This window comes from Bacillus suaedaesalsae, assembly GCF_016890225.1.
GTDB lineage: Bacteria > Bacillota > Bacilli > Bacillales > SA4 > Bacillus_BS > Bacillus_BS suaedaesalsae.
The window spans coordinates 351,111-369,147 of record NZ_JAFELM010000043.1; the positions used below are offsets into that span (position 1 = coordinate 351,111).

Annotated in this window: 17 protein-coding genes and 1 pseudogene; 5 read left to right on the forward strand and 13 right to left on the reverse strand. The window is 36.0% G+C overall.

The window, feature by feature from the left end; all coding sequences use genetic code 11:
- Nucleotides 1-102: 102 nt before the first annotated feature.
- Nucleotides 103-528, forward strand: a complete 426-nt coding sequence (locus JR050_RS18425) for a hypothetical protein (protein WP_204205113.1) — start codon at nt 103-105, stop codon at nt 526-528.
- Nucleotides 529-697: 169 nt separating this feature from the next.
- Here the strand turns inward: JR050_RS18425 and lepB are convergent, their stop codons facing one another.
- The 3 genes and pseudogenes from lepB to JR050_RS18440 all read right to left on the reverse strand — a co-directional run bounded on the left by lepB (nt 698) and on the right by JR050_RS18440 (nt 3,761).
- Entirely contained in the window at nt 698-1,327 is a 630-nt protein-coding gene (gene lepB / locus JR050_RS18430) for a signal peptidase I (protein ID WP_204205114.1), read from the reverse strand.
- A 269-nt stretch (nt 1,328-1,596) separates the two neighbouring features.
- Nucleotides 1,597-2,052, reverse strand: a complete 456-nt coding sequence (locus tag JR050_RS18435; protein ID WP_204205115.1) for a CBO0543 family protein — start codon at nt 2,050-2,052, stop codon at nt 1,597-1,599.
- Nucleotides 2,053-2,795: 743 nt separating this feature from the next.
- Nucleotides 2,796-3,761, reverse strand: a pseudogene (locus tag JR050_RS18440) (DUF3231 family protein).
- Between the two features lie 483 nt (nt 3,762-4,244).
- Between JR050_RS18440 and JR050_RS20400 the strand changes: the two are divergent.
- A complete protein-coding gene (locus JR050_RS20400) occupies nt 4,245-4,511 on the forward strand; it encodes a DUF3231 family protein (RefSeq protein ID WP_346726780.1) in 267 nt (88 codons plus the stop codon).
- Nucleotides 4,512-4,818: 307 nt separating this feature from the next.
- Here the strand turns inward: JR050_RS20400 and JR050_RS18450 are convergent, their stop codons facing one another.
- From JR050_RS18450 to JR050_RS18475, 6 genes are all read right to left on the reverse strand, one after another.
- Entirely contained in the window at nt 4,819-6,006 is a 1,188-nt protein-coding gene (locus JR050_RS18450) for a mandelate racemase/muconate lactonizing enzyme family protein (RefSeq protein ID WP_204205116.1), read from the reverse strand.
- Between the two features lie 9 nt (nt 6,007-6,015).
- Nucleotides 6,016-7,155, reverse strand: a complete 1,140-nt coding sequence (locus tag JR050_RS18455; protein ID WP_204205117.1) for a glycerate kinase family protein — start codon at nt 7,153-7,155, stop codon at nt 6,016-6,018.
- An 81-nt stretch (nt 7,156-7,236) separates the two neighbouring features.
- Complete coding sequence (locus JR050_RS18460; protein ID WP_204205118.1) at nt 7,237-8,580, reverse strand: 2-hydroxycarboxylate transporter family protein; 1,344 nt, start codon at nt 8,578-8,580, stop codon at nt 7,237-7,239.
- A 253-nt stretch (nt 8,581-8,833) separates the two neighbouring features.
- Nucleotides 8,834-9,937, reverse strand: coding sequence for a tartrate dehydrogenase (locus tag JR050_RS18465; protein WP_204205119.1), 1,104 nt, complete (start codon nt 9,935-9,937; stop codon nt 8,834-8,836).
- Nucleotides 9,938-10,105: 168 nt separating this feature from the next.
- On the reverse strand, nt 10,106-10,777 hold the full coding sequence (locus JR050_RS18470) for a GntR family transcriptional regulator (RefSeq protein ID WP_204205120.1): 672 nt from the start codon (nt 10,775-10,777) through the stop codon (nt 10,106-10,108).
- Between the two features lie 493 nt (nt 10,778-11,270).
- Nucleotides 11,271-11,768, reverse strand: coding sequence for a fasciclin domain-containing protein (locus JR050_RS18475; RefSeq protein ID WP_204205121.1), 498 nt, complete (start codon nt 11,766-11,768; stop codon nt 11,271-11,273).
- A 224-nt stretch (nt 11,769-11,992) separates the two neighbouring features.
- On the opposite strand from JR050_RS18475, the gene JR050_RS18480 reads away from it, so the two are divergent.
- Nucleotides 11,993-13,042: a C40 family peptidase gene (locus JR050_RS18480; RefSeq protein ID WP_346726777.1), complete on the forward strand. Its 1,050-nt coding sequence runs from the start codon at nt 11,993-11,995 to the stop codon at nt 13,040-13,042.
- A gap of 45 nt (nt 13,043-13,087) precedes the next feature.
- Here the strand turns inward: JR050_RS18480 and JR050_RS18485 are convergent, their stop codons facing one another.
- Nucleotides 13,088-13,747, reverse strand: a complete 660-nt coding sequence (locus JR050_RS18485) for an ATP-binding protein (protein ID WP_204205122.1) — start codon at nt 13,745-13,747, stop codon at nt 13,088-13,090.
- Nucleotides 13,747-14,757: an MEDS domain-containing protein gene (locus JR050_RS18490; RefSeq protein ID WP_204205123.1), complete on the reverse strand. Its 1,011-nt coding sequence runs from the start codon at nt 14,755-14,757 to the stop codon at nt 13,747-13,749. Before JR050_RS18490 ends, JR050_RS18485 begins: the two co-directional genes overlap by 1 nt.
- Nucleotides 14,758-15,024: 267 nt before the next feature.
- Between JR050_RS18490 and JR050_RS18495 the strand changes: the two genes are divergently transcribed.
- Entirely contained in the window at nt 15,025-16,401 is a 1,377-nt protein-coding gene (locus tag JR050_RS18495; protein ID WP_204205124.1) for a M20/M25/M40 family metallo-hydrolase, read from the forward strand.
- Nucleotides 16,402-16,622: 221 nt separating this feature from the next.
- On the opposite strand, the gene JR050_RS18500 is transcribed toward JR050_RS18495, so the two are convergent.
- Nucleotides 16,623-16,802 carry a hypothetical protein gene (locus tag JR050_RS18500; protein ID WP_204205125.1) on the reverse strand — a complete coding sequence of 60 codons (180 nt, stop codon included), beginning with the start codon at nt 16,800-16,802 and terminating at the stop codon, nt 16,623-16,625.
- A 112-nt stretch (nt 16,803-16,914) separates the two neighbouring features.
- Nucleotides 16,915-17,160, reverse strand: coding sequence for a hypothetical protein (locus tag JR050_RS18505; RefSeq protein WP_204205126.1), 246 nt, complete (start codon nt 17,158-17,160; stop codon nt 16,915-16,917).
- Between the two features lie 356 nt (nt 17,161-17,516).
- Here JR050_RS18505 and JR050_RS18510 point away from each other — a divergent pair.
- Nucleotides 17,517-18,037: IS110 family RNA-guided transposase (locus tag JR050_RS18510; RefSeq protein WP_204205127.1), on the forward strand; the 521-nt coding region annotated here is incomplete at its 3' end.

Sequence of the window (18,037 nt, forward strand, 5' to 3'; positions counted from 1 at the left end):
TGGCCTCTTATTTTTTGATGGTAGTTTTCAAGTTTCTTTTTATGTCGTCATTTTTCATTATATTATGTGTTAAAATTAGGAAAAAACAGTGGATGTGATTATTTGATTTACGTGGGGAAAAACGAGAATAAATCACTCATATTTTTGCTAGCATTAAATTTAACATGGATGATGGATACTCGTTCATACGGAATTTTATTCACATTTCAAGGTTTACTTATATTATTATTTATTTTCGCGATCTTCTCCCACTATAAAGTGAGACTTGAGGATAGCTTAACGTATGAAGTATATGTATTTGGATTACGGATTTATAGAAAAGTTATTTCTTCAAAACAAATTACACAAATTAGATTTATAAGAATAGGCTGGGCTAAAAAAGGTGCAGTCGTTGTTATAAGAAAAGCCTTTAATATCCGTCTTTATGATGTAAAGCCAATCTCCCTATTTGTTGATTTACAATCGTTTGCGAAAAAAAATAACATTAACATTAGGAAAACTAAAGACTACGAAATTTTGGAAAAGTAAAAGACATTGTCGCTAATAGACAATGCCTAACTATTCAAGACTATATTATAGAGAAAGGATCTTACATAATAAGTAAGTAATTTCGAAAACGTGGGTTAAGCAACTATAAGAAGACATAATTAAAGTCTCTAGTGTATTCTCATTTATATTTTAATCTTTAGTTAAGAATTTAATGGTAGCCTAATACTTTTCCAACTATTGTTTTGGTAGGTAACAATCCTTTTATTGGGGTTCTCAGCCAGTCGTCACCTATAACGTACACCTGTCCTTCAGCAACTTCAACTTCCTTTTCATTTGTATTTTCAAAGTTTTTTATATTATTTTCAACATTTTCCTTTGATTGAAGGTTACCATAACTACCTTCCTCTATCATACTTTTTAGTTCTTCTAAGTTTAACCCTAATCGATGTGCTCTTCCGTAAAACGCATCCAGTTTCATTCCGTTAATAAAGATTTGACCTTGCTCAATCTTTACTTTTTCACCAGGGAGACCAATTACACGAATCAAATCCTCTTCATTATTTGGATTTTCTTTGTACGCAATTATATCGCCTCGTTCAATCTCATTTTTTTCATAGTATTTCACATCAACGACAACATCTTTATTATAGAAATCATGATTTCCACGGTCCATGGCATCATACATTGGATGGATAACGAGCATATCAGATGTAATATTGTGAACGTTCAAAATCTCTGGTGTTGTATTGTGATCGTTTATTGTTTTCGATATTCCATTTGTACATCCCGTTACAATTACTAATAAAACCAAGAAAGATGCTAAGCTAAACTTACTCATATAAACTCCTCCTTGTAATTATTTTACAACAAGTGAAGAGTGTGTTTTTGGTTAATTGTTACAATATTTAGAATTTTTATCGATAATTCTTTAAACTGTCTAACAAACCAACAAGACCACCCATTTAACACATTTTGCATTTTTTATGTTTCGTCTTTACCTAAATTCCATTTGTCACTTTTATTAGTCCATTATTATATTCTATTTTATTACCTCTTGTAGTAAGATGATCTCCATCCTTGGTAAGAAGGTCATAAACAGATCTTTATTCATGATATATGTTCTCTTCTATCCGCCGTGTAGACTAATACAAAATAAAGGATGTATAGTGAAATAAAGTAAATCAACGCAGAATAAATTATATTCCATTCACCATAATGTAAAACTTTAATATATACCGCATACAACTCAAGTAATGCAAGAATACATGTCCATCCCAAGATATATATAAATTTCTTAATGGGATTAGATTTCAGTGGAAAATAATTAAAAATAATAACCAATACAGCAATTTCACCAAGGGCTACAACTAGATACAACCACTCTATTTGTTTTTTATCAAAATACCAGTAAAGTTTGTACTTTAAATCAAGATACAAATCAGTTACAAAATTCATTAACAATGCAAACTGTATTGTAGCAAGTAACTCATGCCTAGTTCTTTTTCTAGGAATTCTTAAGGCAATTAAAACAACTAATATAACTGTCACTATAAATAGCTTCACCAAGAGGAACACCTCGTCCTTTTAAAAAACAACAATATCAAGCATATTATCATTATTTATTCGATGAATTATTCTTCTTTAACTAACTATCTATAGTAAAATCAACCCAGACATTCTATTTTTGATTCACATATCTTTTTCTCCCTTAGATTTAAGGAAACCCAATAAGTATATATGATAAAAATTAACAAAGGCGAAAGAATTATTAGTAGTTCAATCCAGACATTAATATTGTCTTCAATCTTTTATTCTAGTTTCCCTATATTAAACTTACATCCACTAGATTTTTGTTAGTGTCCACTATCTCCTAATTTCATTACTGGCCTCCATTAGTTGAACAAATATAATTATAATGCGAATGCTTTAATCCTTTTTAAAAAATCTATAAACCTTAAGAAATATAGCCAAGAAAAAAAGAATCTAGCCTAATTAAGAAAAGGCTTTAATATCCGCCTTTATGATTTCAAACCAAATCTATATATGTTGATTTACACTCGTTTGCGAAAAGATATAACATTAACATTAGGAAAACTAAAGACTACGTAATATTAGAAAAGTAAAAGGCATTGTCTTTAGTAGACAATGCCTAACTATTCAGAACTGTATTATAGATCCTTTATGATTGAGTTTACTGCTTTCCTACATATATTTCCAAAGTAATTATAAAGTAAAGTAACTAAAAATTACTCTTATCTTTCAGCAGCATATGGCGGTTGCTCCATCCACCCTTTCTCAATCATGATTCAGGCTGCTTCTTCAACAAATAAGGAGATTTTTGCTAATGATGCAGCGTATGATAATCCTATGTCATGTCTTCCGTTTACAGCAACTGAATTCCCAAACGCTCTAATCTTCATTGAAAACATATCTACCTTATGGAATAACATGATCTTATCGGAAAAAGGCGAAAAATTTGATTCTGTAACTAAATGATCTAAAAATGAAGGTGATGGTAATTTTTCATCGTGAAGTTTCTGCATATATCTTTTTAAATTATTTTGTGTAAGCTCCGTGCCTCTTTCAAACAATTGCCGAATTTTTTCGTCCCTAACAACTTGAGCAAATCCCATAATTAAAGCTTTACTCGTTACATTGTTTTCAATGTTGTCGTAAAAATGGGTGATTTCCATAGCGTGTAAAGGTCGTACATGCCCAAAGAATCCATTTAGAAAGTCTTGATGAACAAATTCAACTTTATCGGGAATCGGTATAATAGGTGGTTTAATAATAAACCCTTTATGCATTAAAATTGCTTTAATTTGGTCCATTAGTTCCATCGTAGATTCCATACAATATCTAAAGAGGTTTCTTACATCTTCCCTGTAAACTAAAGGATATCCTACGTTATAAATACTCATTCCGGCTTTGGCCGTATATTTTAAATAATGAACGTAAAATTCATCTTCAAATAAACGAGGTGCATTAGGCTATACGTCATTTTCTAAACTAAATCCCTGGGGAATCGGAAAGTTATCCTTCTTTAAAATTTCTTCGGTTTTAAGCATGAAATCTGAACATAGATTATATGCATTTTCTACTAATGTTTTGATATCGTCATCTTCAACATGTTCTTTAAAATACGTTAGTATACATTTCGCCATACTATTTCCCATATATGTAGCCCAAAGCTTTCCCATTTCTGCTGCAGTTAATTTCTCTGAGACGTCTGTTTTGGGTGAATGTAAATTTATCGGTGTAAGCAATTTCATGGTACCCCCAGTTATCCATTTTTCAGATAGTATTTTCCTTCATGGGAATACTATTCATTTTTACACTTAGTACCTAGTAACGATTAACCTTCCCTTAATTTAATGGATACTATAATCATCTTATCTTATTAAACCACATCTATTACCCTGTTTACATCCATAAAACCCAGGACATGTTCTTCTAGGAATTCCTTTATGAACATTACACACCTATAATCACACCACAGTATATTTTAGCAATTATCGGTCATCCTAATCTTAATGCAAAATAACTAGGGAAATTTATAAATCTATCCGATGAGGTTACAGATGACTACAATTTTTGAATCCTTAAAAGACTATCTACAAATGACTTTAGATAATGAACCTAAGAGTCCCCTTCACGTAGGAGAAGTTATGAACGCATGGTAATATTTAGGTATCATGGACGAGGCCACTGTATACATACAAATTGGGCTCATCTGAACAAATGATGATGAAGTTATAGAGTTACTAAACCAAAGCTATAAACAATGTGATACTCAATCTACACAATTTAAAGAATTTTTAATTAACGAGGGTGTCCATTTACCACCAACTAGTGAACAAAGACCTAATTCTGATCCAAATGCAGTTCCACTTGGCGTAAAATTGACCGATAATGAAATTATGAATGGAATAGGTATAAAGACAGCAGCAGCTGTAGTCCATTGTGCTGCAGCTGCTAGCCAATCAATTCGCAAAGATATTGGTTCAATGTTTACTCAATGAAAAAATGAAATATGGGGTTTATTTGAAAGATGCTATGAGAAAAAGAGGATGGATTAAAGTACCTCCATATTATTATCCACCAGGTGCCCCGAATAACTAATAAGTTGATACATAAAATTGGTCAGGAGTATTTGCTCTTGGCTTTTTTCTTTTCTGATTTTTTTTGAAAGTAAGATAATGCAAATGCTTCAATTTCCTTTTTTTAAAATCTATAAACTTTAAGAAATATAGTCAAGAAAAAAGGATCTACCCAATTATGGAAAGAATCCTTTCTGACGAATAAAAAAAGCAGGGTCTCCCCCACTCTCTACTGATCCACAATCGACCCATCAACATGTAATCGTGTATTAATTTCTCTTCGTTGGAATGGATATTCAAGTTCAATGCCTTCTATTAAATCAATGCCTATTCCTTTTCCGGTTGGTGTTTCAATAAAGCCGTTTTCTGCTCGAGGTACCCATGTAACGGTATCACTTTGTTTAAATGTTAGTGATTCTGTAGAAGTAGAACTCGTAAAACGTTCTGTTGCTGAAATCGTATCATGATCGGGTAGTTCTAAGATTGCAAGATTTTCAACGGATGCTGCAACTTGTATACAAGCTGCTGTGCTAATTGGACTTAGTGGATTGTGCGGTACGATTTGAACTCCATTTGCTTCTGCAATAGCTGCAATCTTTCTTGCACCTGTTATTCCTCCACATAAGCATACACTTGTTCTCGCGTAGGACATCGCATTACGTGATAGGAGCATTTGAAACTCTTGAATCGTATGGATACGTTCACCAGTCGCAATCGGTACTGAAGTCTTGTTTGCAATGAGTGCCATTGAATCAAAATTATCCGCAGTAGTTGGATCCTCTAAGAAAAATGGATGGTATTTCTCGACTGCTTGCGCGAAAGCAATTGCTTCACCTGGCTTCATTCGCCTGTGTAGCTCGATGCATAAGTCCATATCATCACCAACTGCTTCTCGAATTAACCGAACACGGTCAACAGCTTCATTCAACATCTTCGCATATGGCATGAAGTATGGTTTGCTTCTTGGTTCATCTAAAAATGGAGATAAATGACCTACAGCTGTATAGCCTAGTTCTTTTGCTTTTACACAGCTTGCCACTAATTCCTCGGTTGTTTCTCCACTAACATGATAATACGTTCGTATTTTATCACGTGTTTTCCCACCTAATAGCACATAGGTTGGTACATCAAACCATTTCCCGGCAATGTCCCAAAGGGCAATATCAATTGCACTTAATGCACCCATAATCGCTGCACCTCTAAAATGAAACGAACGATACATGTATTGCCAGTGATGCTCAATTTGCAGTGGATCTTTTCCGATTAAATAACCTTTGAATGTATTGATGGCCTCACGTGAAGCATCGAGAAAACCCCACGCTCCCGACTCACCAATTCCCGTAATTCCTTCGTCAGTGTAGATTTTGACATACAAAAAACGATTCACACCAATTACTTTCACATCTGTTATTTTCATAGGAACCTCCTATTTTGTAATAGATTTTATTAATCGGAACAATTGTTCTGTTGTGTTTCGTAGATGATGGATCGTCACATCTGAATTCATTGCTTCATCCAATGTCATTGGCGAACTCATGATGGAAAAATACGAGGTAATTCCGTGATCATTTAACGTGCTTTTTCCACTTGGAACACTCCCAGCGAGTGCAATGACCGGAACGTTATAGTAGTTTGCTAGCTTTGCCACTCCGATTGGGGCTTTTCCCATTGCCGTTTGGTGATCAAGCTTCCCTTCACCGGTAATAACAAAGTCTACGCCTTGGATGTGTGTTTCCATTTCAATCACGTCTAATACTAAGTCAATTCCGGATTCCAATTCTGCCCCTAAAAATCCAATGAACGCTGCACCAAGTCCTCCGGCAGCCCCGGCACCTTCTATGCTGTGTATATCAAGGGTAAGCTGCTGCTCTACAACCTTTCCATAATGCTGCAAGCCTTCATCTAACTTGGCAATCATTTCATCAGATGCTCCTTTTTGTGTTCCATAAATATAGGCAGCACCATTTGGACCATACAACGGATTATTCACATCACAGGCGACACGGAAAGAACAGTTTTTCACATCAGGATGAACTTGATCTAGTTTAATAGAATGAAGGTGTACCAATGCTCCTCCACCAAACCCTAGTTCCTGTCCATTTTTATCTTCAAAGCGAAAGCCTAGTGCCTGAAGCATCCCAATGCCACCGTCATTCGTGGCGCTTCCTCCTAGTCCAACAACAAACTCTCGGCATCCTCTTTCAATTGCATCTGCAATCAGTTCACCAACACCATACGTTGTCGTCAGTGAAGGATTTCGTTCGTTAGTGGGAACGAGAGGTAATCCGCATGCTTGTGCAATCTCAATAATGGCGGTGTCTGAATCAACGATTCCATATGTAGCCTGAACCTTTCTTCCGAGAGGACCGGTCACTTCTTTCGTAACCAACTCTCCACCACGTACAGCCACTAATGCTTCAACGGTTCCTTCTCCGCCATCAGCTAATGGTAATACCGTTATAGTTGCCTCTTTATATACATCTTTGATTCCAAGTGAGATTGTCTCGCTTGCCTCTATAGAAGATACACTTCCTTTAAAGGAATCGATGGCAATTAATACGTTCATGTGTCAAGCACCTACCTATTTAAAATGAAAGACTCGAATCTTATACATGATAAGATTCGAGCTTTAGTATTCTTCCTCGTTTTATAGCAAGAAGGAAGCAAGAACAGATAATACAATTAACATGAAGGCTCCACCTATACGGGAAGAGATTTGAAGGAATGGCATTAAGCCCATTCTTCCACTTGCACTTAATACCGCAACGTCTCCAGATCCACCCATGTCTGCCATACCAAGACCAGCAGCAATAGAAGATTCGACGAAATAGAAGCCAACTAGTAATCCGACTAAACCGGCACCAAGTACTGCCATAACGACTGTAATTAACGTTAAGCTTAAGTAACTAGGGTTTGTAACAATTTCTAGTACACTATTAAAATCAATCATTCCTGCACTAATCGTTACTAGTATCGCAGGTACCCATGCCATTGAAATAAAGTCATACCAGTCTTCAGAAGCTTTTTCTACACTTGCTGGTAAAATATTAAATAATTTTAAGAATGCTGCAGCTAAAATAATCCAAACATAAGAATGTAGAGAAGGAACTAATTCGTTTAAGATTTGACCAAATACAAATATTCCAGAAGCGATTAGAATTCCAATCGAAATGTTTGATAATGAAGATGGAATTAATCCTTGTTTCTTTTCTTCAGAAGCAACTTTTGGCTTAGATGTATCAGATCTTAAAATTTTTCCGTCACCAGAAAAGTTATTGAATAATGGCTTTTTTCTTTTTCCTAGACCATTTAATATACCTGCTAGGATTATACAAATCATATTTCCTACCATAACCGCTGGAGCCAGCTTTGCCAGGTAGTCTCCTGCGTCACCGCCACCTGTGGAAGCGTAAATTTCAGACATTGGAACTGCACCAGCAGCCATTCCCCCACCCATAATCGGACCAACAACGAAGAAAATCGTTTCTGCAAATCCAAATCCTATTAAATGACCAACTAATCCACCTACTAATAATGCAGAGGCAACCCCTGCTACAAGAGGAATGAAAAAGCGTACTCCAGATTTCATCAACATGTTGCGATCCATACTCAATAAACTACCGACAATAATACCTGTTACCGCAACTTCTGCAAATCCCATATCATTGTAGAAGCTATCAGCTAATACACCAGCACTTTCGGGAATCCAACCCCAGTACAAGAACAAGGCAGGAATCAGTATACATAGTAAAGGTCCACCACCAAATGTGTTGAAGACAGGAATCTTATCACCAATCCAATTTAGCAATCCACCAAGTATCATGGTGACCGCAAGACCACTCGCGATATTGCTTGGAAGGATTTCGAGGTACATTCCTAAAATGACGATGAACGCAACCCCAAAGAAAAGTGGTAACTGCAAACCTAGAATTTTTTCATCTTTTAAACGTACCTTTGATACCCCAACATTTGTTTCTGTTTGAATACTCATCCTACTCACCTCTTATTTAAATTTGAAAAAGCGTTTACCCCTAAAGCGCTTTCATTTAGGCGTTTACCAAAGTTGTTGCTTATTAATGAGGGGAAATGCGACAAATGCTCTGAAACTCGAACATTTTGGTTTTCAAAACCTCATCTGCAACAACAAGCTTTGCGAAAACAACCCTTTTAAATTTAAATAATAATGTCAGGAACTTTACTTCCACCTTTGAAACAAAGTAGCCAAAACATTGATGTAAAATGGATTAAAGAATCTCGATATTATTACTTTGAACTAGTTTTCCTGTTTTTTCAACTTCTTTTAATCTAGTAGTAATTACATCTGTTACTTCTTTCGTTGTATAGGTACCACCAATATCTGGTGTTAAGAAACCGTCGTTGGTCACACTTTCGATTACATTTATTAGAGTCGTACCAAGTTCGTGTTCGCCGAAATGATCGAGCATCATCTTCGCTGTCCATATTTGACCAATTGGGTTCGCGATTCCTTTTCCAATAATATCTGGTGCAGAACCGTGGACAGGCTCGAACATCGATGGATACTTACCATTTACATTTATATTGGCAGCTGGTGCAACTCCAATGCTCCCCATAATGGCTGCCCCTAAATCAGTTAAGATGTCACCAAATAAGTTACTAGCTACAATCACATCAAATCGTTCAGGTTGTGTGACGAAGAAGGCAGATAATGCATCAATATGCTGCGAATCAGTTTTCACTTCTGGATAATCCGCCGAAACGTCTTTAAACACACTGTCCCAAAAGGGCATGGAATACACAATACCGTTTGATTTGGTTGCACTTGTAACGAAGTTTCGACGAGTTTTCGCTAATTCAAATGCAAAACGCATCGCTCTTTCTGTACCCTTTCGAGAAAACACCGCATTTTGAATGGCTAGCTCATCTTCACCTTGATAAATATTTCCGCCAATTGAGCTATACTCTCCTTCGCTATTTTCACGAACAACAATTAAGTCGAAGTCTTTCGGATTTAACAGTGGCGAGCGTACTCCTTTTAACATCTTGGCTGGACGGATGTTAATGACTTGTTCAAACTCACGCCTGATTTTAATGAGTAATCCCCATAATGAAATGTGATCCGGAACGAGTTGTAAATTTCCAACTGCTCCTAAGAAAATACTATCAAAGTCTTTAAGTCTCTCCATTCCATCCTCAGACATCATTGTCCCATGCTCTAAATAATACTCACAGCTCCACGGAAATTCAGTAAAATCAAATTTTAATCCACCATGCAGGTCTGCGATCACGTGTAATACGTCGGTTGCCGCCGGAACAACTTCTCTTCCTATTCCGTCTCCTGGTATATTTGCGATCTTTAATGTTTTCATTTCTGGCTCTCACCCCATTAGTGTTTGTATGTAATTTTGTGTTTTTAGTATCCAGTCGACTGGATACTAAGATAATCATAAACGATAAAAATAGTGCATGCAATATATTTTTGTAAATTTTCACTCAATTATGAAAAAGGACACTTCTAGTTTCGAAGTGTCCTCGTTTTAGTTATTCAATTTGTTTAAATACGCCGTTAAATTATCGAGATCCTGTTGCAAGTGATGTACCATTGCTTCGGATGCTTTTTCAGCTTTTCTTGATTTTATCAACGCGAAGATCCCACGATGTTGCTCAAGAATCACTTCTGCCCTGTTCTCCCCTTTGTAGTTCATAATGCGGAAGAAATACATGAGTGATCGTAATTCCGATAACTGCTTTTGAAGTCGATTATTCTTAGTGTAATCAATAATGTGATTATGGAACATTTCATTCAGCTTTATAATTGATTGAGCGTCTTCCTTATTTTGAATGGCAATCTCTGTATCGTTCAATAATTTTTCAATACTCGCAATTTCATCATCTGTAGCAATTTTCGTCGTATGTGCAACCGCAAAGGACTCCAGAGCTTTTCTACAAAAATAAATTTCTTCCACATCTTCTAACGTTGGTTTATAAACGATGACTCTGGACTTTTCATCTAATATGACAAGTCCATCTCTTTCAAGCATTCTGATTGCTTCACGAATTGGGCTTTTACTCACATTAAAGTCTTTAGCTAACTGCGTTTCCACAATTCGATCACCGGGTGCAAATACTCCATCAAAAATCATTTGCTTAATCGAATGATAAAATTGTTCATAATACGGGACCGGCTTGTTCACTGCAAAATAATCCATACTACCATCCTTTACTAACTACCCTATGTTCTTTCACTATTTTAAAATAGGTATACTTGAAAAATCTACCTTTATTTTCAGAGAGTTCGAAAAAGTGATGGAAAACATTGGGGCGATTTCGTCGGATTTGACTTAAAGTGTTTGAATCGGAATATGTTTCGTTGAATTATGATGGTGTTCGCCGATAGATATTGAATTTTCGCCGAAATAAGTGACAGATTCGCCGGAATGTGACTCACTTTTGTTTGATATAGAATTGTTTCGTCGGAATACAAATCATTTCGTTGATTTATATTTTTTCATCCTCATCAAAATTACTATCCATAAACAAAAAAGCGAGATTTCTCCTGCTTAATACTTCAATTGATAGTTTCCAGTGTCCTATGTGTGAATAAGCGACAAAATGGTGTCAAAATGACGATTTCCTTTATACATAAAAAAGGGCTGTCCTATAAGTCATCAATTTATGACTTATAGGACAGCCTCTTAATTTTTATTGTGGTAATAATACAGCATCAATGACATGAATCACACCATTCGATGCTAAAACATCTGCTTTTACGACGTTTGATTTATTTACTTGAACTGGATCTAGTGAAATGGTTACTTCTTTACCTGATACTGTTTTTACCTTCATTCCATCTTTTAAGTCAGTTGATAACACTTTCCCTGGTACAACATGATATAAAAGAATATCTTTTAAATCTTCTCTTGCTAATAACTCTTCAGCTGTAATGTTTAAGTCTTTTAATAATTTGGCAAATGCCTCATCAGTTGGAGCAAATACGGTAAAAGGTCCTTTCCCTTTCAGTGTTTCAACTAATCCAGCCTTTTGTAATGCGGCTGCTAGTGTATTGAACTGACCTGCTGCTACTGCCGTATCCACGATATCCTTTTCTGCATTAGGATTTTCAGCAGCAAATACTCCTCCTGAGAATGATGTAACAAGTAAAGAAATTAATAAAACAAACCCAAACAATTTCTTTTTCATCAATAAAACCTCCTTTAATGTTTAACAAATTTTTTATGTAACAATTTTGTTCTATAACCTCTCGTATTCACCTCCTTCTATTATTTCAACATTAGTATTTGTTACTATTCCATGATTATCCTAATTTGTGTAGTTATTTCTATTTTTTCGAGTATCGGGAATGAAATGACAAATTTGGGCAGAATATAGAACTGAATGATTTTAAGAAAAGGGGTTAATTAGTAGTGAAATCAACAAGAAACCGACTTCAAAGAATACTTATTGCTTTTTTGATTCTGATTGTTAGTGCAAGTGGTACACTAACGGTTCATGCGGAGACTAAGGTAATGCCTACTGCAGGTGTATTCGTGAACGGTAAAGCAGTAGATGGAGTAGAGCCGATAAAAATTAACGGTGAATTGTACATACCGTTCGTTCGGTTAGCGAATATGTTAAAGTATAATGCGATTGAATACAATCCGAAAAATGCGACGTTTCAAGTGACGGATGGCTCGAGCCAGCTTCGTGCAACAGTTGGAGGCGCGATTGCTAGAAAAGGAAATGAGTATATTCATATCGACCCACTTGTGTGGCATAACAAAACGGCCTATATCTCGCTTTCTGCTGGTAGTGCGTTATTCAACGTGTATATGTATTTCAAACCAGAAAACGGATCGATTCAAGTTCAAAAACCAGCGAAGCAGTACATTGTACAACATGGTGATTCATTATTCGATATCGCTCGTGCTCACCATACAACGGTGTATCAATTAAAGTTTGCAAACAATTTAAAAACCAACATCATCCATCCAGGTCAACGACTACAAATTCCGACGAAGGTAACAGCAAAAGAAACCGAACCTATTAGAGAAAAAGCACCTGTTAAAAAGACAACAAATATTACAGCAGTTCGTGCAAACATCATTACACACGCGAAAAAATATATTGGTGCCGGCTATAAATATGGCGCAAAACTTTCTGAAGCTCCGCGCCTATTCGATTGTTCATCATACACAATGCTCGTTTTCCAGAAAAATGGAGTTAATTTACCAAGAACATCGAGAGAACAAGCCAGTGTAGGAATGTCTGTATCAAAGTTAGAACAAGGTGACCTGCTCTTTTTTACAGATCCAAGTACGTATTCAGATGGACGTGTTGGTCACGTAGGAATCTATATGGCAGACGGAAGTATGATACACGCTTCCTCCTCAAAAGGCGTAACCATTACAGAAAATGTGCTAAGCAACCCTTACTGGGGAAAGCATTACTTATTTGCAAAGCGTGTAATAAAATAAAGAAAAGTCGACAGTGCTGGCACTTGTCGACTTTTCTTTATATCCTTATATTGGAAGTTTAACCTCTATTGTCGTACCTTCATTTAGTTTGCTATGGATGTCTACGGTTCCATGGTGGTTTTCGATGATGCGTTTGCTTACCATGAATCCAAGACCGGTTCCCTTTTCTTTTGTTGTATAAAAGGGTTGTCCTAGTTTTGAAATGAGTTCTTCTGGAATGCCGCATCCTTGATCGGTGAATTGTAGGCTAAGTTCATTAGAAGATGAGTTTGTCACAATGATGTTTAGTACACCACCGTCAGGCATTGCTTCTATAGCATTTTTAATAAAGTTTATAAAAACTTGCTTTAGTTGATTTTCTTCACAATCAACAACGGCTTGTTCAATTTCAGCCATCACTTGGATATGTACATTTTTTAATATCGCTTCTGGCTGCATGAGTGCAACCACATCTTCAAGAATCATCGTGACATCTCTAGGTGCAGTTTGAGTGGCTTGTGGTTTTGCGAGCATGAGCAGTTCACTTAATATGAGCTCAATGCGATTAATTTCCGATGACATAATGTCAAAATATATTTCTTTTTCATACTCACTTGATTGCATCAACTGAAGAAATCCTTTGATAGAAGTAATCGGGTTTCGAATTTCATGGGCAATCCCTGCTGCTAACTCCCCTGCAATGGATAGCTTTTCAGACTTAATCATCAGTTCTTCCGCTTGTGCTTCTTCTCTGTTATTTCTCGTAGTATCACGGCCCAACCTGAGACATTGTTGTCTTCATCAATTAATGGAAAGCCAGAGACAAGAATGGCTAAATTTCTTCCATCCTTTGTTTGACGTATTGTTTCATATCCTTGTACTTTTTCTCCTTGGTGCGTAATACTTCGATTCAAGTAGATTTCATTTATTCGATTACTTGGTATAAACGGAAGGTCATACACACACAAACCGAGAATTTCATTTGTTTCATAACCGAATGTTGAAGCAAATGATTCATTTACAGTTACAACGATATCATTGCTGTCTAAAATAATAATCGGATCTAAGTTTTGCATGATAAATGACTGTAGTTGATGTTGGGTTGCCTTTAACTCACCAGCTACCTTGATTTGTTGTTTTTGTTCCCAAAGGGATGGAAACGTAACATTTCTAATTTGATATAAATTTGACTTCACAAACTCATGGTCCGTCATGAAGTAGTCATGTGATCGTAGTAATTTATTTTGAAGAGTCGCTGATATTCGCTCACCGCAATATGCACAAACGGATATAACCTTTGAATCTCGTACACATTCATCTGCCATTATTTCAAAATGCTCGAGTTTTGTCGAAATGGACTCTTGTTTTTTCCAATCAACATTTGCCCACGTTCGAACAGACAAATGAGGATTAAACATTTTCTGTAATGTTTTCGAAAAATGCTCAAGGATTTTTTCACTATTAAAATCATCATACGTCCTATAATACTCTTGATTATCACAAAAATGTACATTTTTAAGTTGTTCTGGTGTTAAGGATTGTTCTAGTGTTTGTAGAATCTGTTCAAACAGTTCTTTTCTTTCAATGAAGAGGACTTGATGACCTTCTTCAACACCTGTAAAAATATAGGTTGATGCGTTATCAATATAGCAATCAATGGAATCATATATATATAAAATATGTCCATGATTTGTGACATCAATCATCTTGTTTAATCGAACTATGTTTTCAGACATTTGTACCCTCGCATTTTTTAGAATAGTTTAAGTATTTGGGAAATTGATATAATAGTATAATCTTATGTTTTTTTACATGTTCAAATGTTCTGCCAAACTTCATATAAACACCTAGTCCCTTTAATGTGACTACATACTTGAATACGCACTATCTAAATACTTGCAAGCCTATTCATATGATTGAGTTTTATGTCATCGTTTACCATTGTTACAAAGTTCACCCATTTCATTGAATATAACGAAAAAAACTAATAGGAGGTTAAAATAATGAGCAAAAATCTATCAATCTTATCAGCGAAAGTAAAAGAATCACTGTCTCAATCCATTGAGGAGCTAAAGCAATTTTGCCGGATCCCTTCGATTTCAGCGCAAAATAATAGTATTGGAGAGGCAGTTCAATTTTTACAGGAGAAAATAACTTCTATTGGTGGTAGTGTTCGGGTACTAGATGAGGTTACTGGTGGTTTTCCTGTTTTGTATGTTCACTTTGAACCTGGAGAAAAAGGAAATTCAAACAAAACTCTACTATTTTATAATCATTATGATGTTCAACCACCGGAGCCTCTTCATGAATGGGAATCTGATCCGTTTGACGTAACAGAGCGTGATGGAAAGCTGTTTGCTAGAGGCATTGCTGATAATAAAGGAGACTTAATGGCACGCCTTACTGCTATCGAGTTATTACAGAAGCAAGATGGCGGCTTGCCTTGTCATATTAAGTTTTTACTAGAGGGTGAAGAAGAGATTGGTAGTCCAAACCTTCCCTACTATTTAGAGAAATATAGTGATTTATTTAAGGCGGACGCATGTATATGGGAGCATGCAGATCGAGATGAGAAAAACCGGGTCAATTTAATGGCAGGTGTGAAGGGAATGGCGTATTTCGAATTAACGGTAGAAACTGCCGACATGGATCTTCACTCTAAAACAGGTCCGCTTGCTGAGAATGCTGCCTGGAGATTGACACATGCACTTGCTTCTATGAAAAATAGTAAACATGAAATTTTAGTCAAAGGATTTTATGATCACATCCTCCCTCCTACTGAAATTGAGTTGAACTATGTAAAAAAGATGCCGTTCGACGAAGAGTCGTTTCGTGAAAACTATGGACTGAAGCATCCATTAATTACGAACTACAGTGGTCAAGACCCTCGAGAAGCGTACATCTTAAATCCAACGATGACGATTTGCGGAATTCAAAGTGGCTACTACGGAGATGGCTCGAAAACAGTATTGCCGAAAAAAGCACTAGCAAAGCTAGATTGTCGTTTAGTTCCAGGTCAGGACCCTGAACACATTCACCAAGTGATTTCAGACCACTTGCACAAACACGGATTTTCAGATGTAAGTGTAAAACTTCTAAGTGGTGTGAAAGCCTATCGTTCTGACTTATCTGATCCGTTCGTTTCATTAATGGTTCGCACGGCAGAAGTAGTATACAAGTGTGACGTCGTTCTCTCTCCTAACAACGCAGGAACAGGACCGATGACAGACTTTGGTCACAATCTAAAACTTCCGATTGTGAGCACAGGTGTAGGCTGGGCACAGTCAAAATTACATGCACCAAACGAATCGATTCGAATAACAGATTATGAGGAAGGTATTTTACATATTGCTCATGTGTTGAATGAATTTGGTAAATAAATGTGAAAACGCTCGTAGCCTTGTGTGGTAACCCGTTCGGTTGAGAGGGAGAAAACGTTAAATCGCAGGTTAATTAGCACTGGATTTAGCAGCAAATTAGCAATACAAATAACAATACAAAAAGGATTAGATAATTACAATCTGATCCTTTTGCTCTGATATCACAGTCTTGTTCAACTAACGCCCCCGTTAGTTGAATAAAAGTTTGTAAATTATACTTGTTACTCCTGCCCATTTTTATTCTTAGATTTACTCAATTCTTGATGAATTTTATCTGCTTTAACATACAAATCTACAAGAATACCGAATATTAAGCCTTGTAGTAAAATTGCTGGATCAGCACCAAATAAAGGTAGTAATATCCCTATCACTCCAAAAATAATTGTAAACATAAAGTTCATAAATCTTCACCCTCCTTGTCTTGATATAAAGTTTATACTTTTTCTATTTTAGTACGTTCCCTTCTTCAACTATCCTTCCCCTTTAATTGAATTAAGTAACAATTGATATGACCTAAACCAGTTCTATTAAAATATAAAAAATCCCTAATATTAATGACACAATACCAGTTAATAAAAATATGGTACTAAAATTAATATGGAACCAAAAGATATCCAATATTACATCTAAGACATGCCATACTCTTTTTTTACGTTCTTCATTTTTATATTCTTTTACTAAATATCTAATTGTAAGTATTAATGTTATTAATCCAGCAATAGTTAATAATATCCCAATTGCAATATTCTTTATATCCACTAGCTCTTCCCCATCCATATTTTCATTGATTTTTGATCTTTCCTATAAAAAACTATAAAAAACAGTAATGCCTTATTGAATTAAACTTACCCTTTAGCCATCCATGAAGCGCAAAGTCAGCGCTTCACCACAGAGAATGAAAATGGTTTAGAACCGTCAATACTGATTCTACGGCTGGGAGAGGAAGGTCGTTTAACTATGGTGCGTTAGAGCCCATTCTTTAGTCTGACTCCACCGACCACGGTGCACCACTGATTGTCGCTCCCTTACGGGAAGCACACATGGTAGATTAATCCTATTCTGGTTGTTGCACCAGCCTCTAATTCTAATTATCGCCGTAGAAAGGATGTATTTCAATGGATGTAATCATTGAAAGAGCGTGTGGAATGGATGTCCATAAGGACAACATCACCGCATGTATCATCACTCCAGAAGGAAAGGAGATTAAAACTTTTTCTACTAAGACTGTGTTTTTGATCCAACTGGTTGACTGGATCAAACAGCACAATTGTACGCATGCTGCTATGGAAAGCACAAGTGTTTACTGGAAGCCTATTGTGAACTTACTAGAATATGAGGAGATTGAATTTTTAGTAGTAAATGCACAACATATGAAGGCTGTTCCAGGACGTAAAACAGATGTAAAAGATGCAGAATGGATTGCCAAACTTCTCCGTCATGGACTAATTAAAGCTAGCTATATACCTGACAGGAATCAACGTGAATTACGCGAGCTTGTTCGTTATCGAAGAAGCATTATTGAAGAACGTGCAAGGCAGCATAATCGTATTCAAAAGGTATTAGAAGGTGCGAATATTAAGTTAGGATCTGTTGTATCAGATATTATGGGAGTTTCAGCTAGAGACATGCTTAATGC